Origin of the sequence: Micromonospora sp. WMMD1120, assembly GCF_029626235.1 — a bacterium.
GTDB lineage: Bacteria > Actinomycetota > Actinomycetes > Mycobacteriales > Micromonosporaceae > Micromonospora.
In genome coordinates, this window is the sequence record NZ_JARUBO010000005.1 from 6,559,564 (window position 1) to 6,576,416 (window position 16,853).

A 16,853-nucleotide genomic window follows, 5' to 3' on the forward strand; every position below is an offset into this window, starting at 1 on the left:
GGGTGGTCACAGATCGCCGGAGTCGGCGTCGATCAGGTCGAGCAGTTCGTCGACGGTGGTGGCCGCGACGATGCGGTCGCTGGTCCGCTCCTGGTCCGCGCTGATGGTGGCGAGCAGGGTGCGCAGCAGCTTCGTCGCGCGCTGCCGCTCCGCAGCGTCGGCATCGGTGAGTCGCTTCTCCCACCGCTTGACGTCGTCGTCGAGCGAGGGCTCCCGCGTGGCCGGTACACCGAGTTCGGTGAGCAGCAGCTCGGCCACCGAGGCCAGCGTGGGGTGGTCGAACACCAGCGTGGACGGCATCCGGATGCCGGTGGCGCGGGTGAGCCGGTTGCGCAGCTCGATCGCGCCGAGAGAGTCGAACCCGAGGTCCTTGAAGGTGCGGGCCGGGTCGATGGCGCCGGCGTCCGTATCACCGAGGACGGCGGCGACCTCGGTCTGGACGACCTGGAGCAGCAGCTGCTCACGCTCGGCCGGGCTGGCGGTCGCGACGCGCTGGGCGAGGTCGCCGCTCGACTCTGGACGGCGGGCGGCCGGCCGGGTGGCCAGACCACGCAGCAGACCCTCCGCCTTGACGGTCCTCCTGTTGAGGCGTACGGGGGCGAGCAGCGCGGCACCGGTGCGGATGGCGCGGTCGAACAGGGCCACACCCAGGTCGGGAGAGAGCGGCTCCACACCGGTACGCCGGATGCGGGCCAGGTCGCTGGCGCTGAGGTGACCGCCCATTCCGCCGGTGTCGGTCCACAGCCCCCAGGCCAGTGCGGTGGCCGGCAGGCCGGCGGCTCTGCGGTGGGCGGCGAGGGCGTCGAGATACGTGTTGGCGGCGGCGTAGTTGGCCTGCCCGGGGCCGCCGAGCAGCCCGGCGACGGACGAGAAGAGCACGAACATGGCGAGGTCGTGCTGCCGGGTGAGGTCGTGCAGGTGTAGGGCGGCGTCGACCTTGGGGCGGATGACCCGCCGCAGCTGCTCGGCGGTGAGCTTCTCCACCGGCGCGTCGTCGAGTACGCCGGCGGCGTGGATGACGCCGGTCAACCGCCGCCCGTCCAACACCCCGGCCAGCTGATCACGGTCCGCCACGTCACACGCCGCGACCTCGACCGCGCACCCCTGCGCGGCCAACTCGTCAACCAACCCGGCAGGCGCTCGACCCGTGCGGCTGACCAGCAACAACCGCCGCACACCATGCGCTTTGGCCAGGTGCCGGGCGAACACCGCACCCAACCCACCCGTGCCACCAGTGATCAGCACCGTGCCATCCGGGTCGAGGGGAGCAGGGACGGTCAACACCACCTTGCCCGTGTTACGACCCTCCCGCAGGAACCGGAACGCCTCCCGACCCTCACGCACATCCCACGCCCGGACTGGGGCATGCGACAACACACCCCGCTCGAACAGACCCACAACCTCCCGCAACATCTCCTGCAAACGATCCGGACCCGCATCGAAAAGGTCGAAAGCCTGATACCGCACACCCGCACGCACACCCGCATCACGAATGTCGGCCTTACCCATCTCCACGAACCGCCCGCCCGGTGGGAGCAGGTCCAACGACGCGTCCACGAACTCACCCGCCAACGCGTTCAACACCACATCAACCCGACCGAACACCTCCCGGAACCCCAGATCCCGCGACGACGCCACCTCACCCACACCCAACGCGCGAACCGCAGCCCACTTCGCCGGACTCGCCGTCGCACACACCCGCGCCCCGAGATGCCGGGCGATCTGCACCGCCGCCATCCCCACACCACCCGCGGCGGCATGGATCAACACCCGCTCCCCCGCCGACAGACCCGCGAGATCCACCAGACCCCGATAGGCCGTCAGATACACCACCGGGATCGCCGCCGCCTGCGCGAAACTGAACCCCGCCGGCATCGGCACCACCAACCGCCGATCCACCACCGCCACCGGACCAAACGACTCCGGCACCAAACCCATCACCCGATCACCCGGCAACAGATCCACAACCGAGGAACCGACCTCCACCACCACACCCGCCGCCTCGCTACCCAACGGCGCCACACCCGGATACTCACCCAACGCGATCAACACATCCCGGAAATTCAACCCCGCCGCACGCACCCCGACACGCACCTCATGCGCCGCCAACGGCCGATCCGCACCCGAGGCAAGAACCCGCAGATCCTCCAACGAACCCGCACGCTCAATACCGAGCCGCCACGCATCACCGCTGGGCGGTGCCGGCGCACGTACCAGCCGTGGCACGAGAAGCTTCCCGTCGCGGACGGCGAACTGCGGCTCGTCCAGGGTGGTCAGACTCGCCCAGTCCGGCTCGTCGCCGTCGATGTCCACCAGCACGAACCGGCCGGGGTGCTCCGACTGGGCGCTGCGGACGAGCCCCCACACCGGCGCGTACGCCAGATCGGGCGCCTCGTCGCCGACGCTGACCGCTCGTCGGGTCACCACGACGAGCCGGGCGGCGGCAAGCTCGTCGGCCTCCAACCAGCGCTGGATCATCAGCAGGGTCTGCTCGGTGACGGCGTGCGGTCCGGGCGCCGCGAGGATGACGACATCGGGGGCCGGGCTGCCCTCGACGACCGCGTTGCGGATCGTGTCGATGTTCCGGTGGTCCACGCGGGGCGGCGGGCCGCCGTTGGTTGCCGGAAGCGGTACCGCCTGCCAGGCGACGGTGAACAGGGCGTCGGCGCCGGAGGCCGGGTGGGCACGGAGTTGTGTGGTGTCGATCGCGCGGAGGATGAGGGTGTCGACGCTGGCGACGGGTTGTCCGTGTTCGTCGCTGATCTCGACGCGCAGCGCGGACGGGCCGGCCGGGCTGATCCGGACCCGTAGGCTCGTCGCTCCGGTGCGGTGCACGCGTACCCCGGTCCAGGTGAACGGGACGCCCTGGGCGTCGGACTGGCCGAACGCGGCGTGCAGGGCGGCGTCGAACAGCGCCGGGTGCATTGTGAAGCCACTACCGGTGGCCTGAGCCGGCTGCACGACCTCGGCGTAGATGTCGGCACCCGAGCGCCAGGCCGCCCGCACCCCCTGAAACGCCGGCCCGTACGCATACCCCGCCTCGGCGAGCTGGTCGTAGCGCACCTCGACCGGCTCGGCATCCACCGGCCGCCACGCCAGCGCACCCGGAACATCCCCACCCGCGGACAGGACCCCCCGAGCGTGACACCGCAACTCGTCGCCACCCGACCAGACCCCGATCGGACGACGACCATCACCATCCGGCTCACCAACGGTGACCTGCACCCGCACCGACCCGGACTCCGGCAGCACCAACGGCGCCTCCAGCGTCAACTCGGCCAGGTCCGGGGTGCCGGCGTGCCGACCAGCCGTGACCGCCAGGTCGACCAGAGCCGTACCGGGCAGCAGGACGGTGCCGGCGATGGCGTGGTCGTCGAGCCAGGGCGCGGTTTCCCGGGAGATGCGGCCGGTGAGGATCCACTCGTCCCGGTCACCGACGCGGGTGGCGCCAGCGAGCAGCGGATGCTCGATCGGTGTGAGCCCGGTGGCCTCCGGGTCGCCGGCACTGCTGGGGGTGAGCCAGTACCGCTGGTGCTGGAACGCGTACGTCGGCAGCTCGACCCGCCGCGCCCCCGGCAGCAGGGCGGCCCAGTCCAGGTCGATACCCGCGATGTGCGCCCGGCCGAGGAACGCCGCGAACGTGTGCGGCTCGTCGTGTTGCGCCCGCAGGGCCGGAATGAACACCGAGCCCTCGTCATCGACGGTCTGCTGGGCCATCGCGGTCAACACCGTGTCCGGGCCCAACTCCAGGAACCGGCTGACGCCCTGCTCGCGCAGACGGCGTACCCCGTCGGCGAACCGGACCGCCTCCCGCACGTGCCGCACCCAATACTCCGGGTCCGTCACGTCACCCGCCGCCACGATCGGAATACGCGGCTCGTCGAACCGCAACCCCGCCACCACCCGCCGGAAATCGTCCAGCATCGGATCCATCAAATGCGAATGGAACGCGTGGCTGACCGCCAACCGCGTCGTCTTACGGTGCTGCCACCGCGGCAACCACTCCTCGATCGCGGCGAGCTCACCAGAAACCACCACCGCGCTCGGACCGTTCACCGCCGCGATGCACAACCCGTCCACCAGGGTCGGCGTGACCTCGTCCTCACCAGCCTGGACCGCGACCATCCCACCACCGGCCGGCAAAGCGCCCATCAGCCGACCACGCGCCTGCACCAGGGCGCACGCGTCGGCCAGCGACAACACCCCAGCGACATGCGCGGCCGCGATCTCCCCGACCGAATGCCCGATCAGAAAGTCCGGCCGCACACCCAACGACTCCATCAGCCGATACAGGGCCACCTCGACCGCGAACAACGCCGGCTGCGCATCCGCCGTATCGTCCACGTCACCATCGAACGACCGACCGAACTGCGCCCACACCTCATCCAACGCCGCCTTGAACACCGGATACACGGCAGCCAATCCGCTACCCATACCCGCGCGCTGCGCACCCTGACCGGTGAACATCACCGCCGTCTTCCCCACCACCGGGCGACCCTCGACCACCTCCGTACCGACAATGGCCGCCCGAAACTCCAACCGCGCCCGACTCATCGCCGCCGAAAACGCCACATCCCGTAGCTCGTGGCCGCCACCCAGATGCGCGCGCAACCGCTGCACCTGCGCCGGCAACGCCGCCTCCGTACGCGCCGACACCACCACCGGCACCGGCCGTACTGGCGCGGAACCACGCGCCTCGACCACCACCGCAGGCGCTTCCTCAATGATCACGTGCGCGTTCGTGCCACTGATCCCGAACGACGACACACCCGCCCTGCGAGGCCGGTCACCACCAGCAGGCCACCGCCGCGCCTCGGTCAACAACCGCACACCACCGGAGGACCAGTCCACGTGCGGCGACGGCTCATCCACATGCAACGTCGCCGGCAACACCCCATACCGCAACGCCAACACCATCTTGATCACACCAGCCACACCCGCCGCCGCCGACGTATGACCGATGTTCGACTTCACCGACCCCAACCACAGCGGCCGATCATCCGACCGCCCCTGCCCATAGGTCGCGAGCAGGGCCTGCGCCTCGATCGGATCACCAAGCTTCGTCCCCGTGCCGTGCCCCTCGACGGCATCGACATCGGCACCGGTCAGCCGGGCGGACGTCAGCGCCTGGCGGATCACCCGCTCCTGCGACGGACCATTCGGCGCCGTCAAACCATTCGACGCGCCGTCCTGATTCACCGCGCTACCCCGCACCACGGCCAGAACCCGATGCCCGTTACGCCGCGCGTCGGACAACCGCTCCACCACGAGCATCCCCACACCATCGGAGAACCCGGTCCCGTCAGCACCAGCCGCGTAGGACTTGCACCGCCCGTCCGGGGCCAGACCCCGCTGCCGCGAGAACTCCACCAGGAAGAAGGGGTCGGCGATGAGCGTCGCCCCACCGACCAGGGCGAGCGAGCAGTCGCCGTTGCGCAACGCCTGCCCGGCCAGGTGCATCGCCACGAGCGACGACGAGCACGCGGTGTCCAGCGACACCGCCGGACCCTCCAACCCGAAGGTGTACGCGATACGCCCGGACACGACACTGGTGGTCGTACCGGTCAGCCGGAAGCCCTCCAGCTCCGTGGAGCGGGACCCGCCGTACTCCGAGGCGCTTGCCCCGCAGAACACTCCGGTGTCGGTGCCCCGCAGCGATGTCGGGTCGATGCCGGCGTCCTCCAGCGCCTCCCAGGATGTTTCGAGGAGCAGCCGTTGCTGCGGGTCCATCGCCAGCGCCTCGTGCGGGCTGATGCCGAAGAAACCGGCGTCGAAGTCACCGACGTCACTCAGGTAGCCGCCACCCCGCGTGTAGACGGTGCCGGGGGTGTCCGGGTCCGGGTCGTAGAGCCGCTCCAGATTCCAGCCCCGGTCGTCCGGCAGGCCGGTGGTGGCGTCCCGGCCTTCGGCGACGAGTCGCCACAGCCCTTCCGGGCTGTCCGCGCCGCCCGGGTAGCGGCAGCCCATGCCCACGATGGCCAACGGTTCGTCGACGCGGATCTCGACCGTGTCGACCGCCCGGGGCGCCGCTTCGTCACCGGAGATCTGGGACAACAGGAAATTGGCGACCGCGTCCGCGGTGGGGTGATCGAACACCAGCGTGGACGGCAGCCGTACGTCACTGGCCGCGGTGAGACGGTTGCGCAGATCGACGGCCGCGAGGGAGTCGAAGCCCAGGTCCTTGAAGGCGCGGTCCGGCGCTACCGCGTCCGCCGAGGCGCGGCCCAGCACCGCGGCGACCTCGGTTCGGACGAGGTCGAGGGCGATCCGCTCACGCTCGGTGTCGTCGACACCGGCCAGGCGTCGCGCGAGTGAGCCGCCCGAAGCGGTACGCCGGATCGTCGTCCGCACCAGGCCGCGCAACAGCGCCGGAAGCGTTCCGGTACGGGCCTGGGCGCGCAACGCTCCCGCGGCGAGCCGCACCGGGGCGAGGAGCGCGGCGTCGGTACGGATGGCGCGGTCGAACAGGTCCAGCCCGACGTCGGTGGACAGCGGCTGCACGCCGGTGCGTTCGATCCGGGCGAGGTCGGCGTCGCCGAGCCGGCCGGCCATGCCGCCGGAGTCTCCCCACAGCCCCCAGGCCAGTGACACAGCGGGGAGGCCGGCCGCACGTCGGTGCAGCGCGAGCGCGTCGAGGAACGCGTTGGCGCTGGCGTAGTTGCCCTGGCCGGCGTTGCCCAGCAGCCCGGCCACCGAGGAGAAGAGCACGAACAGTGCCAGGTCGTGCCCGCTGCTGAGGTCGTGCAGGTGCAGGGCGGCATCCATCTTGGGACGCAGCACCCGGCGCAACTGCTCGGCGGTGAGCCGCTCCACCGGGGCGTCGTCGAGAACCCCGGCCGCGTGGACGACGCCGGTGAGCTTCCGGCCGTCGAGCAGCGCGGTGATCTGCGCGCGGTCGGCGACGTCGCAGGCAGCCACCTCGACGGTGCAGCCGCGCTCACGCAACTCGGTGAGCAGGGCGTCGTCCGCGGCCCCGCGCCGGCTGACCAGCAGCAGTCGCTTGACACCGTGTCGGGTCACCAGGTGCCGGGCGAACAGCGCGCCCAGACCCCCGGTGCCGCCGGTGACCAGGACGGTGCCCTCCGGGTCCAGCGCGGCCGGCACCACCGAGGGTGCGGCGGCCGGTCGTAGCCGGGGCGCGAAGATATTCCCGCCCCGGACCGCGAGTTGCGGTTCGTCGAGCGCGGCGAGCGCCGACCAGTCCGGCTCGTCCCCGTCGAGGTCGACGAGCATGAATCGCCCAGGGTGTTCGGCCTGCGCGCTGCGCACCAGTCCCCACACCGGCGCGGATACCGGGTCGGGCGCCTCGTCGCCGATGCCGATGGCCCGCCGGGTCACGACGACCAGCCGGGCATCGGCGGTGTGGTCGTCGGCGAGCCAGTCCTGTAGCTGGTCGAGCGTCCGCTGGGCCATCGTCAGGGCAGCCGAGGCGGTGTCGTCGGTATCCGGCCGCTCGACGGGCGCGACGACCAGCTCCGCCTGGTCGACACTGCTCGGCGGGGCGATGGGCGTCCAGTCGACGGTGTAGAGAGAGTCCGCCGGGGCGTCGGTCCGACCGATCGGTCGGAAGGTGAGCATGTCGATGGTGGCGACCGGTCGGCTGCTCTCGTCGGTCAGGTCGAGGCGCAGCGCGGACGGGCCGGCCGGGCTGATCCGGACGCGTAGGCTGGTCGCCCCGGTGCGGTGTACGCGCACCCCGGTCCAGGTGAACGGGACACCCTCGGCGTCGGACTGGCCGAACGCGGCATGCAGGGCGGCGTCGAACAGCGCCGGGTGCAGGGTGAAGCCGCTGCCGGTGGCCTGCGCCGGCAGGACCACCTCGGCGTAGATGTCGGCACCGGCGCGCCAGGCCGCCCGCACCCCCTGAAAGGCCGGCCCGTACGCGTACCCCGCCTCGGCCAGGCGCTCGTACAGGTCGCCGATCGGGTCGGCTGCGGCGGGCGGCCACTGCATGTCGGCGGGTGGGGCGGTGTCGGTGGTGAGGGTGCCCCGGGCGTGGCAGTGGACGTCGTCCTGCCCGGACCAGATGGCGAGTGCGCGCCGGCCGTCGTCGTCCGGCTCACCGACGGTGACCTGCACCCGCACCAACCCGGACTCCGGCAGCACCAGCGGCGCCTCCAGGGTCAGCTCGGCCAGGTCCGGGGTGCCGGCGTGCCGACCAGCGGTCACCGCCAGGTCGACCAGGGCGGTGCCCGGCAGCAGCACGGTGCCGGCGATGCGGTGATCAGCGAGCCAAGGTTGCGCGTCACGGGACACCGTGCCGGTGAACAACCACTCGTCGCGGTCACCCACCCGGGCGACAGAACTCAACAACGGATGATCGATGCCATCGGCCGCGCCGCGTGGCACGATCCAGTACCGCTGACGCTGGAACGCATACGTCGGCAGCTCAACCCGCCGCGCCCCCGGCAACAACGCCGCCCAGTCCAGATCGATACCCGCGATGTGCGCCCGGCCAAGGAACGCCGCGAACGTGTGCGGCTCATCATTCCCCGCCCGCAGGGCCGGAATCACGACGGCGTCCTCGCCGTCGAGACTCTGCTGAGCCATCGCGGTCAACACCGCGTCCGGGCCCAACTCCAGGAACCGGCTGACGCCCTGCTCGCGCAGACGGCGTACCCCGTCGGCGAACCGGACCGCCTCCCGCACGTGCCGCACCCAATACTCCGGGTCCGTCACGTCCGCTCCAACGATCGGAATACGCGGCTCGTCGAACCGCAACCCCGCCACCACCCGCCGGAAATCGTCCAGCATCGGATCCATCAAATGCGAATGGAACGCGTGGCTGACCGCCAACCGCGTCGTCTTACGGTGCTGCCACCGCGGCAACCACGCCTCGATCGCGGCGAGCTCACCAGAAACCACCACCGCGCTCGGACCATTCACCGCCGCGATGCACAACCCGTCCACCAGAGTCGGCGTGACCTCGTCCTCACCGGCCTGGACCGCGACCATCCCACCACCGCCCGGCAGGGCGCCCATCAGCCGACCACGCGCCTGCACCAGGGCGCACGCGTCCGCCAACGACAACACCCCAGCGACATGCGCGGCCGCGATCTCCCCGACCGAATGCCCGATCAGAAAGTCCGGCCGCACACCCAACGACTCCATCAGCCGATACAGGGCCACCTCGACCGCGAACAACGCCGGCTGCGCATCCGCCGTATCGTCCAGGTCACCATCGAACGACCGACCGAACTGCGCCCACACATCCGAGAGCGCCGCCTTGAACACCGGATACACGGCAGCCAGCCCCGCGCCCATACCCGCGCGCTGCGCACCCTGACCGGTGAACATCACCGCCGTCTTCCCCACCACCGGGCGACCCTCGACCACCTCCGCCCCAACAAGCGCCGCCCGAAACTCCAACCGCGCCCGACTCATAGCCGCCGAGAACGCCACATCCCGCAACTCAAAGCGACCATCCAGGCAGGAACGGATCCGCTGCACCTGCGCCGGCAACGCCGCCTCCGTACGCGCCGACACCACCACCGGCACCGGACGCACGACCTCCGCGACCCGGCCCTCAACGCTGACCGGCGGCGCCTCCTCAATGATCACGTGCGCGTTCGTGCCACTGATCCCGAACGACGACACACCCGCCCTGCGAGGCCGGCCACCACCAGCAGGCCACCGCCGCGCCTCGGTCAACAACCGCACGTCACCCGAGGACCAGTCCACATGCGGCGACGGCTCATCCACATGCAACGTCGCCGGCAACACCCCATACCGCAACGCCAACACCATCTTGATCACACCAGCCACACCCGCCGCCGCCTGGGTGTGGCCGATGTTGGACTTCAGGGAGCCGAGCCAGAGCGGCCGGTCGTCCGGCCGGTCCTGGCCGTAGGTCGCGAGCAACGCCTGCGCCTCGATCGGATCGCCGAGGGCCGTCCCCGTGCCGTGCCCCTCCACCGCGTCGACGTCGGCACCCGTCAACCCCGCCGACGCCAACGCCTGCCGGATCACCCGCTCCTGCGACGGACCATTCGGCGCCGTCAAACCATTCGACGCGCCATCCTGATTCACCGCGCTACCCCGCACCACGGCCAGAACCCGATGCCCGTTACGCCGCGCGTCGGAGAGCCGTTCCAGGACCACCAGGCCGAGTCCGTCCGAGAAGCCGGTCCCGTCGGCGGCCGCGGCGTACGGCTTGCATCGCCCGTCCTCCGACAGCCCGCGCTGGCGGGAGAACTCGACGAGTAGGAACGGGTCCGCGAGCACGCTGACGCCACCCGCCAGGGCCAGGGTGCATTCCCCGTTGCGGAGCGCCTGGGCGGCCAGGTGGATCGCGACCAACGACGACGAGCAGGCCGTGTCGACGGACACCGCCGGCCCTTCCAGACCCAACGTGTACGCGACCCGGCCGGAAACGACACTCGTGGTCGTGCCGGTCAGCCGGAAGCCCTCCAGCTCGGGTGACATGGCACCGCCGTAGGCCGAGGCGACCGTGCCGCAGAAGACGCCGGTGTCCGTGCCGCGTACCGAGGTGGGGTCGATCCCGGCGTCCTCCAGCGCCTCCCACGACGCTTCGAGCAGGAGTCGTTGCTGTGGGTCCATCGCGAGCGCCTCGCGCGGTGCGATGCCGAAGAAGTCGGCGTCGAAGTCGCCAGCGCCGGTGAGGTAGCCGCCACCGCGGGTGTAGACGGTGCCGAGGTTGTCGGGGTCCGGGTCGTAGAGGCGGTCCAGGTCCCAGCCACGGTCGTCGGGCAACCCGGTCACCGCGTCGCGGCCCTCCGCGACGAGTTCCCACAACCGCTCCGGCGAGCCGACCTCGCCCGGGTAGCGGCAGCTCATGCCGACGATGGCCAACGGTTCGTCGGTGTGGGTCCGGGCCGCGATGGCCGTGGTCGGGGCGGACTCCCCGTCGGCGACTTCGGACACCAGGAACGCGGCGACCGCCTCCGCGGTGGGGTGGTCGAACACCAGCGTGGACGGCAGTCGTACGCCTGTCACCGAGGTCACCCGGTTGCGGAGCTCGACGGCCGCGAGGGAGTCGAAGCCGAGATCCTTGAAGGGACGGTCGGGCGCGACCGCGTCCGGCGACGCGTGACCGAGAACCACCGCGACCTGGGCACGGACCACGTCGAGGGCGATCTGCCGGCGGTCGACCTCGGGCACGTCGGCAAGCCGCCGGGCCAGCGAACCGGTCTGCTGGGTACGCCGTACCGCCGTCCGCACGAGCCCGCGCAGCAGTGGCGGCAGCGCCCCGGCCCGCGCCTGCGCGCGGAGAATGCCCTGGTCGAGGTGCAGTGGCACGAGAGCGGCCGGGCCGAGACGTCGCGCGGTGTCGAACAGGGCCTGGCCGGCCCGGGGCGGGATCGCCTCGATGCCCATTCGCGACCAGCGGGCCAGCGCGGCATCGTCGAGCGTGCCCGCCATGCCGCTGTCTCCGCCCCACCTGCCCCAGGCCAGTGCGGTGGCCGGCAGGCCGGCGGCTCTGCGGTGGGCGGCGAGGACGTCGAGATACGTGTTGGCGGCGGCGTAGTTGGCCTGCCCCGGGCCGCCGAGCAGCCCGGCGACGGACGAGAAGAGCACGAACATGGCGAGGTCGTGCTGCCGGGTGAGATGGTGCAGGTGCAGTGCGCCGTCCAGTTTCGGTCGCAGCACGCGGTCGATCTGCTCCGGGGTGAGTGTGTCCAGCGTGCCGTCGTCGAGTACGCCGGCGGCGTGGATGACGCCGGTCAACCGCCGCCCGTCCAACACCCCGGCCAGCTGATCACGGTCCGCCACGTCACACGCCGCCACCTCGACCGCGCACCCCTGCGCGGCCAACTCGTCAACCAACCCGGCAGGCGCCCGACCCGTGCGGCTGAGCAACAACAACCGCCGCACACCATGCGCTTTGGCCAGGTGCCGGGCGAACACCGCACCCAACCCACCCGTGCCACCAGTGATCAGCACCGTGCCATCCGGATCGAGGGGAGCAGGGACGGTCAACACCACCTTGCCCGTGTTACGACCCTCCCGCAGGAACCGGAACGCCTCCCGACCCTCACGCACATCCCACGCCCGGACTGGGGCATGCGACAACACACCCCGCTCGAACAGACCCACAACCTCCCGCAACATCTCCTGCAAACGATCCGGACCCGCATCGAAAAGGTCGAAAGCCTGATACCGCACACCCGCACGCACACCCGCATCACGAATGTCGGCCTTACCCATCTCCACGAACCGCCCGCCCGGTGGGAGCAGGTCCAACGACGCGTCCACGAACTCACCCGCCAACGCGTTCAACACCACATCAACCCGACCGAACACCTCCCGGAACCCCAGATCCCGCGACGACGCCACCTCACCCACACCCAACGCGCGAACCGCAGCCCACTTCGCCGGACTCGCCGTCGCACACACCCGCGCCCCGAGATGCCGGGCGATCTGCACCGCCGCCATCCCCACACCACCCGCGGCGGCATGGATCAACACCCGCTCCCCCGCCGACAGACCCGCGAGATCCACCAGACCCCGATAGGCCGTCAGATACACCACCGGGATCGCCGCCGCCTGCGCGAAACTGAACCCCGCCGGCATCGGCACCACCAACCGCCGATCCACCACCGCCACCGGACCAAACGACTCCGGCACCAAACCCATCACCCGATCACCCGGCAACAGATCCACAACCGAGGAACCGACCTCCACCACCACACCCGCCGCCTCGCTACCCAACGGCGCGACACCCGGATACTGACCCAACGCGATCAACACATCCCGGAAATTCAACCCCGCCGCACGCACCCCGACACGCACCTCATGCGCCGCCAACGGCCGATCCGCACCCGAGGCAAGAACCCGCAGATCCTCCAACGAACCCGCACGCTCAATACCGAGCCGCCACGCATCACCGCTGGGCGGTGCCGGCGCACGTACCAGCCGTGGCACGAGAAGCTTCCCGTCGCGCACCGCGAACTGCGGCTCGTCCAGGGCAGCCAACGCCGCCCAATCCGGCTCGTCGCCGTCAACGTCCACCAACACGAACCGACCCGGATGCTCCGACTGCGCCGTCCGCACCAACCCCCACGCCGGCGACACCGCCAGGTCGATCTCCCGGTCCCCGACCGCGACAGCACCCCTGGTGACGACGACGAGTCGGGAATTCGCCGTACGGTCGTCGGCGAGCCATTCCCGCACGACCCGGAGCGTGTGGTCGATCGCCTCGCGGGCGGCCACGGGTTCGTCACCGCCGGCCGGCTGGTCGATGGCTGCCACGACGACATCGGGCACCGTCGGGCTGTCGTTCAGCGACTCCCATCGGCCGACCTGCACGGAGCCGCGCTCCGGCAGCGGTATCGGTGTCCACTCCACGGCGTAGATCGCGCCGGTGTCCTCCACTCCGCTCAGGGGCCGCAGCACGAGTGAGTCGACCGAGGCGACGGGTTGTCCGTGTTCGTCACTGATCTCGACCCGCAGCGCGGACGGGCCGGCCGGGCTGATCCGGGCTCGGACGTGGGTGGCCCCGGTCTGGTGAATGCGTACCCCGGTCCAGGTGAACGGGACGCCGTCCGCGTCGAATCCGGCGTGCAGGGCGGCGTCGAACAGCGCCGGGTGCAGGGCGAAGCCGCTACCGGTGGCCTGCGCCGGCAGGACCACCTCGGCGTAGATGTCGTCACCCGAGCGCCAGGCCGCCCGCACCCCCTGAAACGCCGGCCCGTACGCATACCCGGCCTCGGCGAGTTGGTCGTAGCGCACCTCGACCGGCTCGGCATCCACCGGCCGCCACGCCAGCGCACCCGGAACATCCCCACCGGCAGACAGGACCCCCCGAGCGTGACACCGCAACTCGTCTCCACCCGACCAGACCCCGACCGGACGACGACCATCACCATCCGGCTCACCGACGGTCACCTGCACCCGCACCGACCCAGACTCCGGCAGCACCAGCGGCGCCTCCAGGGTCAACTCGGCCAGGTCCGGGGTGCCGGCGTGCCGACCAGCGGTCACCGCCAGGTCGACCAGAGCCGTACCGGGCAGCAGCACGGTGCCGGCGATGCGGTGATCAGCGAGCCAGGGTTGCGCGTCACGGGACACCGTGCCGGTGAACAACCACTCGTCGCGGTCACCCACCCGGGCGACAGAACTCAACAACGGATGATCGATGCCATCGGCCGCGTCGCGCGGCACGATCCAGTACCGCTGACGCTGGAACGCGTACGTCGGCAGCTCGACCCGCCGCGCCCCCGGCAACAGGGCGGCCCAGTCCAGGTCGATACCCGCGATGTGCGCCCGGCCGAGGAACGCCGCGAACGCCTGCGGCTCGTCGTGTTGCGCCCGCAAGGCCGGAATCACGACGGCGTCCTCGCCGTCGAGACTCTGCTGAGCCATCGCGGTCAACACCGCGTCCGGGCCCAACTCCAGGAACCGGGTCACGCCCTGCTCGCGCAGACGGCGTACCCCGTCGGCGAACCGGACCGCCTCCCGCACGTGCCGCACCCAATACTCCGGGTCCGTCACCTCACCCGCCGCCACGATCGGAATACGCGGCTGATCAAACCGCAACCCCGCCACCACCCGCCGGAAATCGTCCAGCATCGGATCCATCAAATGCGAATGGAACGCGTGGCTCACCGCCAACCGCGACGTCTTACGATGCCCCCACCCCGGCAACCACGCCTCGATCGCGGCGAGCTCACCGGAGACCACCACCGCGCTCGGACCGTTCACCGCCGCGATGCACAACCCGTCCACCAGGGTCGGCGCGACCTCATCCTCACCAGCCTGGACCGCGACCATCCCACCACCGCCCGGCAGAGCACCCATCAGCCGACCACGCGCCCGCACCAGAGCGCACGCATCAGCCAACGACAACACCCCCGCCACATGCGCCGCCGCGACCTCCCCCACCGAATGCCCGATCAGAAAGTCCGGCCGCACACCCAACGACTCCACCAGCCGATACAGGGCCACCTCGACCGCGAACAACGCCGGCTGCGCATCCGCCGTATCGTCCACGCCACCATCGAACGACCGACCGAACTGCGCCCACACCTCATCCAACGCCGCCTTGAACACCGGATACACCGCAGCCAGCTCTAACCCCATGCCAGAACGCTGCGCACCCTGACCGGTGAACATCACCGCCGTCTTCCCCACCACCGGGCGACCCTCGAACACCTCCGCCCCAACAAGCGCCGCCCGAAACTCCAACCGCGCCCGCGTCATCGCCGCCGAAAACGCCACATCCCGCAACTCAAAGCGACCATCAAGGCAGGACCGCATCCGCTGCACCTGCGCCGGCAACGCCGCCTCCGTACGCGCCGACACCACCACCGGCACCGGACGCACGACCTCCGCGACCCGGCCCTCAACGCTGGCCGGCGGCGCCTCCTCAATGATCACGTGCGCGTTCGTGCCACTGATCCCGAACGACGACACACCCGCCCGCCGAGACCGGTCACCACCAGCAGGCCACCGCCGCGCCTCGGTCAACAACCGGACGTCACCCGAGGACCAGTCCACGTGCGGCGACGGCTCATCCACATGCAACGTCGCCGGCAACACCCCATACCGCAACGCCAACACCATCTTGATCACACCAGCCACACCCGCCGCCGCCGACGTATGACCGATGTTCGACTTCACCGACCCCAACCACAGCGGCCGATCACCCGACCGCCCCTGCCCATAAGTCGCGAGCAGGGCCTGCGCCTCGATCGGATCACCAAGCTTCGTCCCCGTGCCATGCCCCTCCACGGCATCGACGTCAGCACCCGTCAACCCCGCCGACGCCAACGCCTGCCGGATCACCCGCTCCTGCGACGGACCATTCGGCGCCGTCAAACCATTCGACGCGCCATCCTGATTCACCGCGCTACCCCGCACCACGGCCAGAACCCGATGCCCGTTACGCCGCGCGTCGGACAACCGCTCCACCACCAGCATCCCCACACCATCGGAGAACCCGGTCCCGTCAGCACCAGCCGCATAGGGCTTACACCGCCCGTCCGGGGCCAGACCCCGCTGCCGGGAGAACTCCACGAGCAGGAACGGGTCGGCCAGGACCGTCACACCACCGACCAGGGCGAGCGAGCACTCCCCGTTGCGCAACGCCTGGGCGGCCAGGTGGATCGCGACCAACGACGACGAGCAGGCCGTGTCGACGGACACCGCCGGCCCCTCCAGACCCAACGTGTACGCGACCCGCCCGGACACCACGCTGCTTGTCGTACCGGCCAGCCGGAAGCCCTCCAACTCGGCCGGGGTGGTGCTGCCGTAGGCGGTGGGGATGGTGCCGACGAAGACGCTGGTGCGGGATCCACGAAGGCTCAGTGGATCGATTCCGGCGTCCTCCAACGCCTCCCACGATGCTTCCAGGGTGAGCCGCTGCTGCGGATCGATGGCGAGGGCCTCACGTGGGCTGATGCCGAAGAACTCCGCGTCGAAGTCACCGACGCCGCTGACGAATCCGCCCCCGGAGGTGTACACGTGGCCGGTCCGGTCCGGGTCCGGGTCGTACAGTCGCTGCACGTCCCAGCCGCGGTCGTCGGGCAGCCCGGTCACCGCGTCGCGGCCCTCGGCGACGAGTTCCCACAACCGCTCGGGTGACGTGGCGCCGCCGGGGTAGCGGCAGCTCATGCCCACGATGGCCAACGGCTCGTCGGCCCGTTGCTCCAGCTCGCGGACCCGGCGGTTGGCGGTCAGCAGTTCGCCGGTGACCTTACGCAGATACGCGCGCAGTTGCTCCTCGGAGCCGGGGCCGGTGCGAGGGTTGTGAGTGCCCTGGGTCATACGGATCCGAGCTCCTTCTTCGTGAGGCCGGAGGTGTCACCGGAGCCGGACGTTACGCATCGGCGGTCGCCGTACCCACCGATCTGCCGCAAGCTGCCACGAGTGAACGGTCCGGTCGGGGCCGG

Annotated in this window: 1 protein-coding gene; it reads right to left on the reverse strand. The window is 70.7% G+C overall.

Annotated elements, in window-relative coordinates; translation table 11 throughout:
• Positions 1-6 precede the first annotated feature (6 nt).
• The gene (locus tag O7634_RS29380) at positions 7-16,728 is read right to left on the reverse strand and encodes a type I polyketide synthase (protein ID WP_278153382.1); all 16,722 of its coding nucleotides are present in this window, start codon (positions 16,726-16,728) and stop codon (positions 7-9) included.
• Positions 16,729-16,853: the final 125 nt, after the last annotated feature.